This window comes from Sphingomonas sp. (genome assembly GCF_036731925.1).
GTDB lineage: Bacteria > Pseudomonadota > Alphaproteobacteria > Sphingomonadales > Sphingomonadaceae > Sphingomonas.
Genome location: NZ_DAINDJ010000002.1, coordinates 1565195 through 1581521 on the forward strand (window position 1 = coordinate 1565195; position 16327 = coordinate 1581521).

The window sequence follows — 16327 nt, forward strand, 5'->3', positions numbered from 1 at the left end:
CTCGCCCTGGCGCTGCCCGTCACCCCGGCGCTTGCCCAACGCAGTTCCATCCTTGTGCCCGCAACTACGCTGGACGTCGCGATCGGCCAGCTGGCGCGGCAGACGGGAACCGACATCGTCAGCACAGATCCCGGGCTGCGGTTCGTTCGGACACCCGCCGTTCGCGGCGTGCGCAGCGTCGATGCGGCGTTGCAGCAGCTGTTAAAGGGCACGGGCTACCGCGCGCGCCACCTTGCCGGCGGCGGCTACCGGATTGAACGTGTGGCCGCCCGCCCCGTGCGCAGACCTCTGCCCGTCTTGCCGCGGCCGTTGCCCCGGGCGCCGGTGCCGGATCCCGACGTCGTCGTCACCGCCAGCAAGCAGCGGATCACGCTGCTGCGCTATCCGGGCAGCCTCAGCCAGATTGCCGGCAGCAACGCGCTGCCCGGTGCGGCGACCGGCACCTTGAGCGATGCCGCGCACCAGGTGCCGATCCTGCAGAGCACCCAGCTGGGTGCAGGGCGCAACAAGGTGTTCATCCGCGGCATCGCCGACAGCAGCTTCAACGGCAGCAGCCAGGCGCCGACCAGCGTCTATCTCGACGACGTTCAGCTCAACTATTCGGGGCCCGAGCCCGGGCTGCGACTGTACGATATGGCCAGCGTGGAGGTGCTGGAAGGGCCGCAGGGCACACTGTACGGGTCGGGCGCGATCGGCGGGGTGATCCGCCTCACCTCGAACCCGGTGGACCTGCAGCATGTCGCCACTGCCGCCACTGCCGGCGTGACCGCCACCGGCGGCGCGGAACCCGGCTATGATCTCGCCGGGATGCTGAACCTGCCGCTGCTGCGGGACCAGGCCGGCCTGCGGGTGGTCGGCTACCGGATCCGCCAGGGCGGCTATCTGCAGGATGCAGACCGCAAGCGCCGCGACGTGAACCGCAGCAATACCGGCGGCTTCCGCGCTGCGCTGCGCGTCGTGCCGGGCCAGGGCTGGCAGGTGGAGGCAAGCGGCGCCGGGCAATGGATCGACGCTGCCGACGGGCAATATGCCGAACGGCGCGAAGGCGCGCTTGTACGCCGCACGCTGCTGGCGCAGCCGTTCGAAAACCGGCTGTTGTTCGGGCGGGTGGTCGTCAGCAAGAACTGGGAGAGTGGCCTCCGCTTCGTCTCTGCCAGCGGGATGGCGGGCTATGAAACGCGCGAGACGTTCGACGCCACCTTGCGCAGTGCGCGGGGCGTGGTGCTGGGGCCCCGCACGATCTACCGCGCCAACCACGACAAGCTGCTGCTGAGCCAGGAGGCGCGGCTGTCGCGTTCGCTGCCGAACGGGACCAGCTGGGTGGCGGGCTTCACGCTGGTGAGCGACCGCGATGTGCTGACTCGCAGCGTTGCCCAAGCCGGTCTCGACGCGAGCATCGTCGGCGTCACCAACGTCACGAACGCGGGATCCGCCTTTGGCGAGACGACCTTTGCGCTCAGCCGGCGCTTCTCGGTTACCGCTGGCGCGCGCTATTCGGTAGCGCGGACCGACGGCGATCCGTCGGCGCAGGCGCGGCCGTCGAGCTTCGTCAAGGGGCGGCTGACCCGGCGGCTGGATCCCACCGTGGCAGCCTCGTGGCAGCTCGCATCGGACCTGGCGCTGTTCGCGCGGTTTCAGACGGGCTACCGCACCGGCGGCGTTGCCGTGGCGCCCGGGGTTGGCCGCGTGGCCGACTACAAGTCGGACGCGATCACCGTTGCGGAAGCGGGGCTGCGCAAGCTGCGGCGCAGCACGACCGGGCTGGCGGCATCGGGCAGCATTTCGACCGCGTGGTGGGAGAATGTCCAGGCCGACCTGATCACCCAGCGCGGCCAGCCGTACACGGCCAACATCGGCAACGCGAAGATCGTCGCGGTGGAGGGGAATCTCGATTGGGTGCCGGTACGCGGGCTCCGCGCCCAGGCTTCGTTCCTGTTCACCGACAACCATGTCGAGGGCCCGATCGCGGATCTTTCCAAGCGCAACAACCGTCGCTTGCCGGAAACGCCTCCCTTTGCCGCGCATATGGGCCTGTCCTATGCATGGGAGGCGCTGCGCGCGCAGCCGCGGATCGGGCTTTCGGCAGACTATACCGGTCGTTCGGTGCTGGGCACGGGAGACTTTCTCGACGTGAGCCAGGGCCGCTACTGGACCGCCGATGCCTTCACGGCGGTGCGGCTGGGCAAGGCGGAGCTGAGCGTCACGCTAGGCAATCTCACCGATCGTCGTGCCAACCAGTTCGCCTTCGGCAATCCGTTCAGCCTCAGCCTGCGCGAGCAGATGACGCCGCTGCGGCCGCGCAACGTGCGGATCGGCATCACCACGGGCTGGTGACGCCCTCCTCGCTCCTCGCGAGCGGGAAGCGCAGCGAGATGCAGGTGCCTTCGCCGGGCCGGCTCTGCACCGTCAGGCGACCTTGGTGCACTTCCATGATGCGGCGAACGATCGACAGGCCCAGCCCGGCGCCGTCCGCACGCTGATGGTCCGCGCGCCAGTAGCGTTCGGTTGCGTCCTGCGGATTGGAGGCGGCGATGCCCGGCCCGTCATCGCGGACCAGCACCACGCCGTCGGGGGCGACCAGCACCTCGATGGCGGTGCCGGCGGGCGTGTGCCGGCTGGCATTGGTCACCAGGTTGGCGAGCGCCAGCCCGGCGAGCACCGGATTGCCCCGTACCAGCACCGGCGCCTCCGGCGCATCCACGCCGATCACATCGCCCGCCGCCAGGATCTGCGGCGCGTGCAGGCCCACCGTTTCCTGCGCGAGCAGCCGGGCATCGAAGGTCTCGAACCTGTCGTCCGCCATCACCTCCAGCGCGGCGAGATCCTGCAGCTGGGCGACGACATGGCCCAGCCGGTCGACCGACTCGCGCAGCCGGGCGCGGAGGGCGGGATCGTCGACGGCTTCCAGCTCCACCCGATGCACGGTGAGCGGCGTGCGCAGCTCGTGCGCCACATTGGCCACGAATTCGGACTGATTGCGGAAACTTGCCTGCAGCCGCGCCAGCAGGTCGTTGGTCGCATGCGCCAGCGGCGCCACCTCCAGCGGCAGGCCTGCTTCCTCGATCCGCACGTCGAGATTGTGCGGGCCGATCGCCTCTGCCTGGCGCGAGGCGTCGCGCACCGCGAAGAACAGGCGGGCGATCAGCGCGCTGTTGATCAACGGCAGCAGCAGCAGGATGGAGATCAGCACCGGGTCATAGCGGCGGATGAAGCCGTGGACGACGTCGTCGAGGATCGCGCCGGGGCCCGTGCGGTCCTGCGTCACGATTACCCAGACGCGGCGCGTGCCTACCCGCACCGGCTGGCTGATCCCCACGAACGCGCCCGCCCGGAACGCCGCCTGGCGTGCCTGGCGGGGCGCCCCGCGCCAGGGCACGAGATCGGCATAGGGGCTTTCCGCGAGCGTACGGCCGGCGGCATCGGCGACGACGAAGGCGCGCCCGTCATAGGGCGAGGCGTAGAGATGGGTGAGCGCGGGATCGAGCCGGAACGACGGGCCCGCCGCGCTGCCAGTGATGCCATGCGCGATCGACTGCGCCTGCTCGGCCAGGATGCGCTGTTCGTACCGGTTCGCCTCGGTGCGGAGGAACGAGGTGAGCAGCATCGGCAGCGCTACGGCGGCAATGGCGATCGCCCCCAGTTCGAGCAGCAGGATGCGGGCGATCAGCGAGCGCGGCCAGAACTTCATGGGGCGGGTCTAGCCGAACGCGCGCGGGCCCGCCATCAAGCGGCGGCGTCGCGCATCATGTAGCCCACGCCCCGGATGGTCTCGATCCGCACCGTTGCGCCCGCAGCCTCCAGCTTACGACGCAGCCGGTATGCCTGCACCTCGAGCGCATTCGATCCGACCGGTTCTGTGAGGCCGTAGAGCTGGTCCTCGGCGAACTGCTTGCTCACCACCTGGCCGAAGCGGCGGAGCAGCAGCGCCGCGAACTGGCGCTCGCGGGCGGTGAGCAGCACCGGCGTCTCGCCCACGACCAGATCACCCGAGACGGTATCGAACCGCACATTGCCGAAGCGCAGTTCCGCACCGGCGAGCGCGCCCTGCCGCCGCAGCACGGCGTGGATGCGTGCGGTAAGTTCGTCGACGTCGAACGGCTTCACGACATAATCGTCGGCCCCGGCGTTCAGCCCCGCGATCCGCGCGTCGAGCGCGCTGCGGGCGGAAACGGCAATGACGGGAATGGGGTTGTTCTGCCCTCGCAGGCTGCGGATCAGCGCCAATCCGTCCCCGTCCGGCAGGCCCAGGTCCAGCAGCAGCGCTGCGTAACGGGCAGCGGACAGCATCTGGCGGCCGTCGGCGAGGTTGGCGGCGACGTCGCTCTGCACGCCCCGCCGCTTCAGCGCCTCGGTCAGCGCGGTCGCGAGCGGCTGGTCGTCCTCGATCATCAGCACGCGCACGATTTCATCTTCCCGTAAGTTTGCTGTCAGCAGGCGCTTCTAATGGCGCGCTGCAGCATCAACCGCAACCGATGTGTGTCTGCTATATTTCACCCGTGAGGGCTATCACGTGACTGGACATAATGTGGAAAGCAATAGCCTGCCCGAAGCGCGCCGGATGACGCCCCGTTCGCAAGCCATGCTCGTGGCCGGGATCGTGGCCGCCGTGATAGCCATCCTGGTGCTCGTGACGATCGTCCAGGCGATGCTCGCTCCCCGGCCCGTCCAGGAAACGCCGCTCCCGCCGGGCGCTTTCCGCCCGACCCAGCAGCAGCTTGCGCAGCTCCAGTTCGCTACCGTGCAGGGCGGTGCCAGCGTCGATCTGGTGCGCGCCAGCGGCTCCATCCAGGCCGACGGCGACCACAGCACGCCGATCGTGCTGCCCTTTTCCGGCCAGGTGCTGCAAGTGCTGGTGGAGCCCGGCCAGCGCGTCACCCGCGGCCAGCCGCTGCTCCGCCTCGCCTCGCCCGAGCTGATCGATGCGCGCAATGCACTGTTCGCCGCGAGCGCCCAGCGTGCCAGCACGGCCGAAGCGCTACGCATCGCGCAGGGCAACGTCACGCGGCAGAAGGCGATCTACGAGACCGCCGGCGGCGCGATGAAGGATTACCTTCAGGCCCAGGCCGATTTCGCCGCCGCCCAGTCCGCCGCGCGCCAGGCCGAGTCTGCCCAGCGCGCCGCGCAGGACCGGCTGGCGCTGTTCGGCAAGACGGAAGGCGTCGGCACCTCTGCCTACACCATTTACCGCGCGCCGGTTTCGGGCATCATCGCCGATCGCAGCGTGGCACCCGGCCAGTTCCTTAGCAGCGGCAGCGCGACGCCGGTGATGACGATCACCGATCCCGCTCGCGTCTGGCTGGTCGCGCAGCTGGCCGAGAGCGAGGCCGCGAACATTCACCTCGGCGACCAGGTGGTAGTCACCACCCCGGCGCTGCCGGGCCGCGAATTCACTGCGACGATCGACAATGTCGCCGCCGGACTCGATCCCACCACGCACCGGCTGCCCGTCCGCGCGACGATCGCCAATCCCGGCGGCGAACTGAAGCCGCAGATGTTTGCTTCGTTCACGATCCGCCGCCCGGTCGACAGCGGCAAGGGCGTGCTGGTGCCGGCGGTCGCGGTCATTCATGAGGGCGACACCACGCGCGTCTGGGTGAAGGCGAAGGACGGGCTGATCTATGGCCGACCGGTGCAGATCGGCGAGACCGATGGCGGGCTTACCCGTGTGCTCAGCGGTCTCAGCCCCGGCGACCGGATTGTTGCCAAGGGCGCGCTGTTCGTCAACGAAGCGGGCCTCGGCGAATGAACCGCCTCGTCGAAATGGCGCTGCGCCAGCGGATGCTGGTGCTCACCCTGCTGATCGGCATGATCGCGGCGGGCGCGCTCGGCTTCCTGAACCTCAACATCGAGGCCTATCCCGATCCGGTGCCGCCGATGGTGGAGCTGGTCACGCAGAGCAACGGTGTCTCCGCCGAGGAGATGGAGCGTAACGTAACTACGCCGATCGAAGTGGCGATCGCGGGTCTGCCGCACCTGACGGCGGTGCGTTCGATTTCGCTGTTCGGCCTGTCCGACGTGCGCATTCAGTTCAGCTATGACGTGACGCACGAACAGGCGCAGCAGATGGTGCTGGGCCGCCTGTCGCAGCTGGGCAACCTGCCGGGCAACGCGCAGCCGCTGATCTCTCCGACTAGCCCGATCGGCGAGATCTATCGCTACCGGCTGAGCGGCCCCAGCGGCTATTCGGTGATGGACCTCAAAACCATCCAGGACTGGGTGCTGCAGCGCCGCTTCAAGCGCATCCCCGGCGTGATCGACGTGACCGGCTGGGGCGGCAAGCTGCGCTCCTACGAAGTCCAGCTCGACCGCGACAGGCTGACCGCGCACGGCATCACCGTGCCGCAGGTGCTGGCCGCGATCGGCAAGAGCGACTCCAATGTCGGCGGCCAGACGGTCAATTTCGGCGAGCAGGCGGCGATCGTTCGCGGCGTAGGCCTGATCCAGTCGGCCGACGCGATCAACAACGTGCTGGTCGGCACCGCCGGCACCACTCCGGTGCTGCTGCGCGACGTGGGGCAGGTGAAGATCGGCAACCTGCCGCGCCTCGGTGTGGCCGGCGAGGGCCAGGACGACGACATCGTCATGGGCATCGTGCTGATGCAGCGCGGCGCCCAGTCGCTGCCGACGATCAACCGGGTGAAGGCCGAGATCGAGGAGATCAACACCAGCGGCGTGCTGCCGCCGGGGGTGAAGATCGAGCGCATCTATGACCGCTCGGACCTGATCGGCGTCACTACCAAGACGGTGATGCACAATCTGCTCGAAGGCGTGCTGCTGATCTTCATCCTGCAATGGCTGTTCCTCGGCGACCTGCGCAGCGCGCTGATCGTGGCGATCACCATTCCCTTCGCACTTTCGGTCGCGGTGCTGATCCTGGTGATCCAGGGCGAGTCGGCGAACCTGCTGTCGCTCGGCGCGCTCGACTTCGGCCTCGTCGTCGACGCGGCGGTGATCATGGTGGAGGCGATCTATCGAAGGCTGGCGGACCGATCGCACGCGATCAGCGAAGGGCGCATCCATGCGAGCCCTGCCAATCGCTTCTCGGCGATCCTGCATGCCTCCAGCGACGTGAGCCGCGGCATCTTCTTCGCCGCCGCGATCATCATCGCCAGCTTCCTGCCGCTGTTCACGCTGACTGGCGTGGAGGGGCATATCTTCGGCCCGATGGCCAAGACCTACGCCTATGCCATCGCCGGTGGCCTGCTCGCGGCGTTCACCGTGTCGCCGGTGCTCTCCGCGCTGCTGCTGCCGGACAAGCTGAAGGAAGTGGATACCTGGGTCGTGCGGCAGATCCGCCGCGTGCTCGAGCCCGCCATTGCCTTCGCCATCGCCAATCGCGTGCTGACCTTCGGGCTGGCGGCGCTGCTGGTGCTCGGTTCCTTCGCGACGATCCGCGTGCTCGGCGTGGAGTTCCTGCCCCACCTGGAAGAAGGCAATCTCTATATCCGTGCCAGCCTGCCGGCGTCGATCTCGCTCGAGGCGGGCGAGGGCGCGGTGAACGAGATCCGCAAGATCATCGCCAGCTATCCCGAGGTGGACCGCGTCGTCTCCTCGCACGGCCGGCCCGATGACGGCACCGATCCCACCGGCTTCTTCAACGCGGAATTCTATACGCCGCTCAAGCCCTTTGACAGCTGGCCCGCAGGCATGACCAAGGAGAAGCTCACCGCCGAGCTGCAGGCCAAGCTGCTGGCGAAATATCTGGGCGTGGAGTTCGAATTCTCGCAATATATCCAGGACAATGTCGAAGAGGCGTCGTCGGGGGTGAAGAGCTCCAACTCGCTCAAAATCTACGGCAGCGATCTCGAGACGCTCGAATCGATCGCCAACCAGATCAAGGCGCAGATGGCGCAGGTGAAGGGTGTCGCCGATCTCGGCATCTCCGATTCGCTCGGCCAGCCGACGGTGCGGATCGACGTCGATCGCGCTGCCGCCGCCCGCTACGGCCTGACGCCCGACGACATCAATTCAACCGTCGCGGCCGCGGTAGGCGGCCAGTCGAGCGGCGACCTGTACGAGAAGTCGACCGACCGGCACTTCCCGATCGTGGTGCGGCTGGACCAGTCCCAGCGCGACGATATCGAATCGATCCGCCGCATCCAGATCGGCGCACCGTCGCCAACCGGCAACGGGCTGATCCAGGTGCCGCTGTCCGAAGTGGCGCAGGTGAAGCTCACCTCGGGCGCGTCGTTCATCTATCGCGAGCATCAGGAACGCTATGTCCCGATCAAGTTCAGCGTGCGCGGCCGCGACCTGGGCAGCACGATCGGGGAAGCGCAGGCGCGCATCGCCAAGAACGTGCAGCTGCCGCCGGGCTATCATCTCGAATGGGCGGGCGAGCTCGGCAACCTGACCAACGCCGTCAACCGGCTGGAGGTGGTGGTGCCGATCAGCCTGGTGCTGATCCTGGTGCTGCTGTTCGCCAATTTTGGCTCGATCCGCGACACGCTGCTGGCGTTCAGCGTCATTCCGATGGCGATGGTGGGCGGCGTGCTGGCGCTGGCGCTGACGGGAACCGCGTTCAGCATCTCCGCCGCGATCGGCTTCGTCGCCTTGTTCGGCATCGCGGTGATGGACGGCATCCTCGTGGTCAGCACGTTCAACCAGAACGTGAATGAGGACATGGACCATGCGACCGCGATGGCGGCGACCGTGAAACATTCGTTGCGCCCGGTGATCATGACCTGCCTTGCCGCCGCGATCGGCCTGCTGCCCGCCGCGGTTTCGACCGGCATCGGCAGCCAGGTGCAGAAGCCGCTGGCGCTGGTGGTGGTGGGCGGCATGACGCTCGCGCCGCTCTTGATCCTGCTGGTGCTGCCGCCGCTGATCCTGAAGTTTTCGCGCCACCAGGGCGCGCATGGCCACACCGTCCGTCGCCACCATGTCGACGGCACCCCGATGGAGCAGGCATGATGCGCCGGTATTTCATGATCCCGCTCGTCCTGCTCGCCGGCTGCACGGTGGGCCCGCATGACCTTACCAATCCCGTGCCGGCGCCGCCTGCCCAGGCGCCCGGCACGATCGCCCCCGCCAGCGGCGCGGCGCAGCAGCTGGTCGCGGGTGCCGCGGTGGTGCCGAACTGGTGGCAGGGCTTCGGCAGCGCGCGGCTCGACGCGCTGGTCGCCCAGGCGCTGGCGCACAACAACGACCTTGCCGCAGCCGAGGCCAATCTGCGCCAGGCGCAGGCGCTCGCCAAGGCTGCCTCGGGCAGCACCGGCCCGCAGGTGGATGCGGATTATCAGGCACAGCGCACGCGGATCTCCAAGGCGCTGTCCGGGCCACTCGCCGATCAGAACGACTATCTCTACACGCTGCACACTGCGCAGCTGAGCGTCGCCTATCCCCTCGACCTGTTCGGTGCCGGTCGCAACAAGGTGCGTTCGGCGCGCGCGGCGGCGGAAGTCGCGGCGCACCGGCTGCATGCGGCGCAGGCCGCCGCGATCGCCAATCTGGTGCTGGCGGTCATCCAGCATGCTGCGCTGCAGGCACAGATCGAGGCAACCCGGTCGGCGATTCGGGACAATCGCGCGCTGGTCGATCTGCTCGACAAGCGTCGAAAGCTGGGCGACGTCGGCGAGGCGGATGTGGGTGCGCAGCAGACTGCGCTCGCGACGATCGAGGCAACCCTGCCGCCGCTGCTGCGCCAAGCGCAGCACCAGGCGGGGCTGATCGCAACACTGACCGGCCAGGCGCCGGGCACCGCGGGCGACCTGCCGAGCCTTGCCGAGTTGCAGCTGCCCACCAGCCTGCCGTTGTCGCTGCCGGCAGACGTCGTCGCGGCCCGTCCGGACGTGCGCGCGGCCGAGGCGCAGGTGCGCGGGGCCGCGGCGGATGTCGGCTCGGCGATCGCGGCGCGGCTGCCGTCGATCACGCTCAGCGGCAATGCCGGCGGATCGGCGACCAGGTTCCTCGACATGTTCCAGGATGGCAACCCGTTCTTCTCGATCATCGGCGGCATCACCCAGCCGATCTTCCACGCGGGGCAACTCAAGCACCAGCAGCGCGCCGCCGAGGCCGCATTCGAAGAAGCCAAGGCGCAGTATCGCGCGACGGCGCTCCAGGCCTTCCTCGATGTCGACGATGCGATTGCCGGCCTGCGGACCGACGCCGAGGCACTGGACGCCGCCGCCCGCGCCGATGCGGCGGCTGCCCGCACGCTGGCGATGACGCGGCGGCAGGTGGAGCTGGGCGCGCTCGGCACGCTGCAGCTGCTGAGCGCATCCTCGGCGGCGTCGCAGGCGTCGGTGCAGCTCGTCCAGGCCAAGGGCGCGCGGCTGGCGGACAGCGTGGCACTGTACCTGGCGTCGGGCAGCACACCGGCGAGCTTGCAGGCCGCGGGGCGCTAAGCCCCTTCGATCGCAGCCGTCATCCCGGCTTTCGCCGGGATGACCGAGGCTGGGGCGCCTATTTCCCCGTTGCGGCGACGTTGGCCGCGTTGACGTTCCAGCCACGCACCGAAAGGTGGGCCGGCGCGGTCACGCTGGCCGGGTAGCGCACGTTCAGCACGCGGTGCTGGCCGGGAAGCAGCGAGACGTAGTTGTCGCTGTAGAAGGCAGGCAGGATCCGCTTGCCCTCTGCATCGACCAGCGTGAACTTGGCGTTGAGCACCGGCACCGTGCTCTTGTTGGCCACGGTGACCGCGATCACCTTGTCCTCGCCTTCGATCTTCGGCGTGCTCGCCTGCACGTCGAGCGGCACCGAGGCGAGGCTTTCCAGCGCGCGATAGGCAGTGTCGTCGCGGCCCCGCCAGTAGAAGTTGCGCGAGACCACCGCGCCCTTGGCATCGCTCAGCGTCAGTTCGACCAGCAGCATCGGGCTCGCCGCATAGAGCCGGTCGAGCGGTACCGCGTCGAGCGTGGTGACGCGGTTGGCACGCGCGTCGACCTTGTCGGTGCGGGCGAACAGCTGGACATTGTCGAGGCTTACCACCCGCGTCTTGGCGGTGAGGCCGCGCTGGTCTTCGCGGGTGGTGTTGAGCACCACCAGCTGGTTGTCTGGCAGGTTGATCTGGATGTGCACCGGCTCGGCCGCGGTCTTGGCACCGTAATAGGAGGCCTGGGTGTCATAGTCCCAGCTGTAGATCTGCCAGGTGTTGGAGGGCCAGGCCGGGTGCGTCATCCACAGAAGCCGGCCGCTGTTCTTGGTCCAGAGATGGCCGAGGAATCCCTCGAACATCGCCTTGTGCGTCTCGAGGTTCATCATCTGCGCCTTGCGCTCGAAATCCTCGAAGCTGAGCGGCTGGCCGAACATGGTGGTCAGCGCCGCCATGAACGTCTTGCTGTCGCCGTTCCCCCCGAAATGCCAGTCGTGATAGGCGAGCGTATCCGAGAGCGGCCAGCGATCCTTGGCCGGCATGTTTGCGGCGACGGACTCCAGCGTAGAAAGCGACGGCGTGCCGGTCTCCACCGAGAAGCCGGTGGCGAGATCGGTGAAATAGCCTTCTGGCTTGCGGTAGTTGTAGGGGCCCGAGCCCTGCAAATTCACTTCGTTCGAGCTGCCGGTGTACCAGCGCGTGCCGTCCAGCTCTTGGATCAGCTTGTCGAGGCCCTCGTTGAGCGTCGGGTACGGCACGCCTTCGTTGCGGCCGAACCAGATCACGATCGAGGGGTGGTTGCGATAGCGCGCCACCACGTCGCGCGCATTGGCGAGGAACAGCGCGGCATCGTCCGGCTCGACCTGGAAATTCTGGGTCGACTGCCAGAAATCGTTGAGCACCATCATGCCGTTCTCGTCGGCGAGTTCGAAGAATTCCTCTTCGTCGTTGTTGCCCATCCAATTGCGGATGATGTTCATGTGCGCCTCGCGCTGGAGACGGAAATAGGGGGCGAGCCGCTCGCGGCTGACCTGCTTCATCGCGTCGTCCATGCCCCAATTGCCGCCACGCGCGGCGATCTTCACGCCGTTGACGCGGATCGCCAGATGCGGTTCGGGCAGTGCTTCGTCGGGGATGGCGGTGACTGCCTTGGAGGTTTCGCCCGCGGGCGTGAGCGATTCCGCCCAGCCGGTGGGGCTGCGCTTGAGCGCTTCATGGCGCACGTCGATCAGTTGCTGGCCGGCAAGCGCGCCGTCGGTGGTCTGGACGTTCACCCGGCGCAGCTGGCCGAGATGATCGAACAGCGAGAGATCGTAGCTCACTTCGCGGATGCCGAAGCGAAGCGCGCGTGTGTCGCTCGGCTGGCCGCCTGCGGCGAGGTCGATCTTCAGGTCGTGCAACGCCGGTTCGCCATAGCCGTTCGGCCACCAGAGCTTCGGATTTCGCACGGTGAGCTGGCGGAACTCGGACGGGGTAAAGCGGATCTCGCCCGCCCCCGGCTGCGCGGTGACGGTCTTCTCCACCGTCACATCGTCGAACGCGGCACGGATCGTCACCGACTGGGCGGCGCTCCCGCGATTCTCGAACGGCACAGTGATGTACACGTCGGCGCTGTCGGTGCGCGGCAGCGGCAGGTCGGTCACGACATGCGGGTCGCCGATCTTGACGTCGCCGGTGGCGACCAGCTCCACGGGCCTCCAGATGCCGGTGTTGCGGTCGCGGATGCCGGGGATCCAGTCCCAGCCCTCGGTCGCGACGAAGGTGGGGCCGTCGATCGCGAGCTGACCGCCATTCTCGCCGACGCCGGCCTTGATCGACTGTTCGTGCGGGATGCCGGGGTGCGGCGGCGGCGAGACGCGGACGGCGATCACATTCTCGCCCGCAGCAGGGGTGATCTCAAACTGGCCGCGGATGAACGCGCCGCGCGTGGCGCCCTGGCGCTGGCCGTTGACCCACACTTCCGAGGCATAGTTGATGCCGCCGAAGACGAGCGTCAGCCGCTTGCCCGCGGCCTCGGCCGGCACGGTGAAGCTGGTGCGGTACCAATAGTCCTGCCGCGCCAGGCTCTCGGGAATCTTGAGGTTGTTCAGCCCGTAATAGGGATCGGGATAGACGCCGCGATCGACCAGCGTGGTCAGCACCGTGCCGGGCACGGTAGCGGCATACCAGGTACCTTCGGGCTTGCCGGGCCGCGAAAGCGTCGCGCCGTCGGCGGGCACGCCGGGAGCGGCGGCGAGCTGCCAGCCGTTGATCTGCCAGCGCAACGGACCTGCGGGGGCGAGGCTCGGCAGCGCCGGCACCGGCTTGGCGACCGGCGGGGTGTAGGCGGTGTCGCTTTGCGGCAGCGTCCAGGGATCCTGCTGGCGCGTCATGCCGATATTGGCGGTCTTCTGGAGGTTCCAGCCCACGCCGACCTGCCACATCTGCACCAGCTCGAACGCCGGCGGCGCGGCGGCCTCGCCCTGCACCTCGGTTGCGCCCAGGGCTACGCCGCGCAGCTGCGCCTGGACCAGCGCGCCGCCGAAATGCGGCTGGCCGGGCGTGACCGGCGCGAGCGCGATCCGCGACGCGACCGCCGACCCATTGAGGGCGCCTTCGCCGACCTGCTTGCCGTCGAGATAGAGCCGTACCCTGCCGCCCTCGATCACCGCGGCGACATGTGCCCAGCGACCGGCGGCGAGCTTGGGCGTGCTGTTCACCGCTGTGCCGCTGCCGAAGAAGTGCAGGGCGCCGCCCCGCAGGCCGAGGCAGCGGCAGTCGCCGGCCGGATCGCCGAACGCGATCAGCGTCACCACGCCCTGCGGCACGACATCGGGCTTCACCCAGGCCGACAGCGTCACCGGCGCGCCCGATCGGAGCAGCGCATCGGCACCGGTCAGCGGCCGATCGATGCCGATCCCGCCGGCGAGGAAGCTGGCATTGTACGGCCCGGCATTGTCCGGCTCGGCGGCTTGTGCGGTGGTCAGGGCAAGTAGGGCGGCGCTGGCGAGCATCGCGCGGGTGAAACTGCGCATCGGTCTTTCTCCCCTAAAACAATGCGCCGGTCGGGCATGACGTGCCGCCGTGCAAGGTTCGCCGGAACGGCGAACGGTTGTTTTATTCACCAAATTTCGCAATTCAACCGGCGAGAACGGTTCCGTGCTTGCACGATGGTGACAAATCGACTGTTATCGCAATTAAGATGACGCGCGGTCGCCCTCCAATTCGCCTTTCGGGAACCAACCTGGAACGAGCCGCTGATCACAACCAGCGCGTGACGCTGCACGCGATCCGGGCCAATGGCTCGCTGACCCGTGTCGATCTCGCGCGGATCACCGGCCTCACCGCGGCGGCGATTGCCAACATCACCAAGCGACTGCTCGCGGACGGGCTGATCCAGGAGGCGGGGCGGCGCTTCGGCGGGCGCGGCCAGCCGCCGACCAACCTGATCATCAATCCCCAGGCCTGCTACTCGCTGGGACTCAACATCGACCGCGATCATGTCACGCTCGTGCTGGTCGATTTTCTTGGGGAGACGGTTGCCCGCGTATCGCGGGAGATCGACTTCGCGCTGCCGGAGCAGGTGGCGGAATTCTATCATGGCGAGGTGGAGATGCTGCTCGCCTCTGCCGGCGTCGATCCCGCTCGGATCGTCGGCCTGGGCGTGGCGAGTCCGGACGATCTCGGCCTCATCGAGCTGCCGGGCAAGCCCGACGCCTATCGCCGCTGGGAGCAGACCGATCTGGCCGAGCTGCTGGCATGGCCGCTCGACGTTCCCGTCTTCGTCGAGAACGATGCCGCTGCCGCTGCGATGGGCGAGCTGCAGCTGGGCCTGGGCCTGCAGCATTCAAGCTTCTTCTACATTCTCATCTCCTCGGCGCTGGGCGGCGGGTTGGTGATCGACAGCAACTATTTCCGTGGGGCCACCGGCCGTAGCGGCGAACTCGGCTTCCTCACCCACCGTGATTCGGACGGGGTGGTGCGGCAGATCCAGGCGCATGTGTCGCTCTCCGGCCTCGCCGCGCCGCTGGAGGCTGCAGGCTATACCGTGCAGGACATGCTGACCTGTGATGGCAGTGATCCTGCGCTGGAAGCCGTGGTCGACGCATGGATCGAGGAGGCTGCACGGCTGCTCATCGAGCCGTTGCTGGCGGTCAACTGCCTGATCAATCCCGAAGCCGTGCTGATCGGCGGCCGCCTGCCCCGCCGCCATGTCGACCGCCTGGCCGAACGCGCCAACGTGCTGCTGGCCGAGCAAGGCGGCGACGCCCCTGCCCTGGCGCCGATTGCCCGGGCGCAGCTTTCCGCCGATGCCCCTGCAGTCGGCGCGGCGATCCTGCCGTTCAGTTACTTCCTGCTGCCGAAGAGCAGTGCCCTGTGGAAGGCATCCGCCGACCATTATGACGCCGCCTGACCGCTATTAAATCAATCGAATAAGTTTATTCTTGTGCGGCGCGGAGGTGCGGGGCACAGGAGGACGTGCGCACGGCGCATCACGGACGGACAGACCGGCGTCCGGCCGGCAAGCGGGGAGGAAGGGCGATGGCAATGGAGCGCATGGCGAACCAGGCAGAACCGGGCGTACGTCGATGAGGGCGGGCGCGGTCCTTCCCGTCGCGGGCATCGAGCTCGGCGGGACCAAGTGCATTCTCACCCTGGCGCACGGACCCGATCGCATTCTTGCGCAGGAAACGGTGGCGACGCAGGCACCAGAGGTGACGCTAGCCGGGCTGGAAGCCGTGCTGGCCGTCTGGTGGCGCGACCATGGCTTTGCCGCGCTCGGCATCGCCAGCTTCGGTCCGGTATGCCTGGACCAGGCCGACGAACGCTTCGGCCATATCCTCACCACCTCCAAGCCCGGCTGGAGCGGCACCGATGTCGCGCGCCGGCTGGCCGCACCATTCGCAGTGCCGATGGCATTCGACACCGACGTCAACGGCGCTGCGCTCGCCGAGATGCGCTGGGGTGCGGGGCAGGGGCTGAGCGACTTCGCTTACGTCACTGTTGGCACCGGAGTTGGCGTGGGGCTGATCGTCAACGGGCGCCCGACGCGTGGCATCGGGCATTGCGAGATGGGCCATATTCGCGTGCCCCGCCTGCCCACCGACACTGCGCCGAGCGGCTGCCCCTTCCATGACGACTGCATCGAAGGCCTCGCTTCGGGCACCGGCGTCCGCGCGGCGCTGGGCGACCAGCCGGTCGAAAGCGTGGGGGAGGATCACCCGGTGTGGGACCGCGTTGCCTCCGCGATCGCGCTGCTCTGCCACACGATGGTCGCCACGGCTGGGCCGCAGCGAATCGCCATCGGCGGCGGGGTGCTGCAGCGGCAGCCGCACCTGCTGGCGCGCATCGACCCTCTCTTGCGGGAGAGTATCGCCGGCTACCTGGCCGTTCCGTCGGGCCCCTATATCGTGTCGCCGATGCTCGGGGATCAGGCAGGCCCGCTGGGGCCGATCGCCATGGGCTTGCAGGCGCGAACCGCCTGAGGGGCGCAAAGTTCGCCCGGCGCATGGACTTGTGCGCCGGTCCTGCGGT

Annotated in this window: 9 protein-coding genes; 6 read left to right on the top strand and 3 right to left on the bottom strand. The window is 68.3% G+C overall.

The window, feature by feature from the left end; genetic code table 11:
• The first annotated feature begins 54 nt into the window (after nucleotides 1-54).
• Entirely contained in the window at nucleotides 55-2334 is a 2280-nt protein-coding gene (locus V7E00_RS16935; protein ID WP_333573771.1) for a TonB-dependent receptor, read from the top strand.
• Here V7E00_RS16935 and V7E00_RS16940 read toward each other — a convergent pair.
• Both V7E00_RS16940 and V7E00_RS16945 read right to left on the bottom strand, forming a co-directional pair.
• Nucleotides 2318-3688 carry a sensor histidine kinase gene (locus tag V7E00_RS16940; protein ID WP_333573772.1) on the bottom strand — a complete coding sequence of 457 codons (1371 nt, stop codon included), beginning with the start codon at nucleotides 3686-3688 and terminating at the stop codon, nucleotides 2318-2320. The two genes, V7E00_RS16935 and V7E00_RS16940, sit on opposite strands and share 17 nt — an antisense overlap.
• Nucleotides 3689-3723: 35 nt before the next feature.
• On the bottom strand, nucleotides 3724-4401 hold the full coding sequence (locus V7E00_RS16945) for a response regulator transcription factor (protein ID WP_333573773.1): 678 nt from the start codon (nucleotides 4399-4401) through the stop codon (nucleotides 3724-3726).
• 157 nt (nucleotides 4402-4558) lie between these two features.
• Between V7E00_RS16945 and V7E00_RS16950 the strand changes: the two genes are divergently transcribed.
• The 3 genes from V7E00_RS16950 to V7E00_RS16960 are packed head-to-tail and all read left to right on the top strand — an operon-like array spanning nucleotide 4559 to nucleotide 10346.
• Nucleotides 4559-5746 carry an efflux RND transporter periplasmic adaptor subunit gene (locus tag V7E00_RS16950; RefSeq protein ID WP_443019214.1) on the top strand — a complete coding sequence of 396 codons (1188 nt, stop codon included), beginning with the start codon at nucleotides 4559-4561 and terminating at the stop codon, nucleotides 5744-5746.
• Nucleotides 5743-8913 (top strand): efflux RND transporter permease subunit, encoded by a 3171-nt coding sequence (locus tag V7E00_RS16955; protein WP_333573775.1) that lies wholly within the window; start codon nucleotides 5743-5745, stop codon nucleotides 8911-8913. Before V7E00_RS16950 ends, V7E00_RS16955 begins: the two co-directional genes overlap by 4 nt.
• Nucleotides 8913-10346, top strand: a complete 1434-nt coding sequence (locus tag V7E00_RS16960) for an efflux transporter outer membrane subunit (RefSeq protein ID WP_443019215.1) — start codon at nucleotides 8913-8915, stop codon at nucleotides 10344-10346. The genes V7E00_RS16955 and V7E00_RS16960 overlap by 1 nt, the downstream gene beginning before the upstream one ends.
• Nucleotides 10347-10404: 58 nt before the next feature.
• Here V7E00_RS16960 and V7E00_RS16965 read toward each other — a convergent pair whose 3' ends face one another.
• Nucleotides 10405-13827: a glycosyl hydrolase 2 galactose-binding domain-containing protein gene (locus tag V7E00_RS16965; RefSeq protein ID WP_333573777.1), complete on the bottom strand. Its 3423-nt coding sequence runs from the start codon at nucleotides 13825-13827 to the stop codon at nucleotides 10405-10407.
• A gap of 167 nt (nucleotides 13828-13994) precedes the next feature.
• On the opposite strand from V7E00_RS16965, the gene V7E00_RS16970 reads away from it, so the two are divergent.
• Both V7E00_RS16970 and V7E00_RS16975 read left to right on the top strand, forming a co-directional pair.
• Entirely contained in the window at nucleotides 13995-15206 is a 1212-nt protein-coding gene (locus tag V7E00_RS16970; RefSeq protein WP_333573778.1) for an ROK family transcriptional regulator, read from the top strand.
• 175 nt (nucleotides 15207-15381) lie between these two features.
• Nucleotides 15382-16278, top strand: coding sequence for an ROK family protein (locus V7E00_RS16975; protein WP_333573779.1), 897 nt, complete (start codon nucleotides 15382-15384; stop codon nucleotides 16276-16278).
• The last annotated feature ends 49 nt before the right edge of the window (nucleotides 16279-16327 follow it).